Genomic DNA, 775 nt, shown 5'->3' on the forward strand with positions numbered 1-775 from the left:
ACGATTCGCTCCATTGTTGCGGCCAGATCAAGGGTAACTTCCTGTACCTTATCACGTTTGTGCTTAGGGATTTTCTCTAGTACCCGGATGATCTGATCGCTTTGGACTCCTTTAATGATGGCTACCAGTGCGCCCTTTCTTCCCTTTGCCTCTTTATTAGTAATGACCGTATACAATTCACCCTGGGATAAACTGGTTTCATCGATGCTCAAGTACGGGCCAATATTATCCGGAAAAAGCAGCCAGTCGGTGGCGTGATCCCGGGCATTCCAAGTCATAAAATCGCTCAGGTGACGAACGTAATGTTCCTCCAGGCGCTTGCCATCAAGCCCGAAAATAGTAGCAATCGTTTTGCAGCTTATCGGATGATTATCGATCAAATCCTTTTAAAAAAGCGGCAAGATCGGTGGTCATCCGAGTGCCTTCAGCTACTTGCGTCCAGTCATGAAAGACGACTGAACCAGTTGATTTATCAATCCATTTGCGACGCTTTAAATGCAGGAAGCAAGCTTTGCCCCGGAGTGGAAAGTCACGTACCGTAATCTCGTCAAAAAATCCTTTTGATAATAAACTGCCGCTTGCCTGACCTGCCGGTGGCTCATTCTTTTGGGATAAATACAGATGAATCTGGCCTTCTTTCTTTTCAACGCGATCGATGTCAAATAAATCCGTCAGGCCATCTGGAAGCAATAGCGATAAGAGTTCTTTCTCCAAGTTTTTTTGCTCGCAAAACTAATCCTTTTTTATCACCCTCCACAACTTTCCGGACTGATCC

Annotated in this window: 2 protein-coding genes; both read right to left on the reverse strand. The window is 45.4% G+C overall.

Going from position 1 to position 775, the window contains the following annotated elements:
- Positions 1-380, reverse strand: a 380-nt coding sequence (locus J3P37_RS22850; protein ID WP_256014455.1) for a transposase, incomplete at its 3' end; no start/stop codon positions are given.
- Positions 370-714, reverse strand: a complete 345-nt coding sequence (locus J3P37_RS22855; protein ID WP_256014457.1) for an ISAon1 family transposase N-terminal region protein — start codon at positions 712-714, stop codon at positions 370-372. The genes J3P37_RS22855 and J3P37_RS22850, both read right to left, overlap by 11 nt.
- Positions 715-775 lie beyond the last annotated feature (61 nt).

Source organism: Desertivirga xinjiangensis (genome assembly GCF_024436435.1).
Lineage (GTDB): Bacteria > Bacteroidota > Bacteroidia > Sphingobacteriales > Sphingobacteriaceae > Desertivirga > Desertivirga xinjiangensis.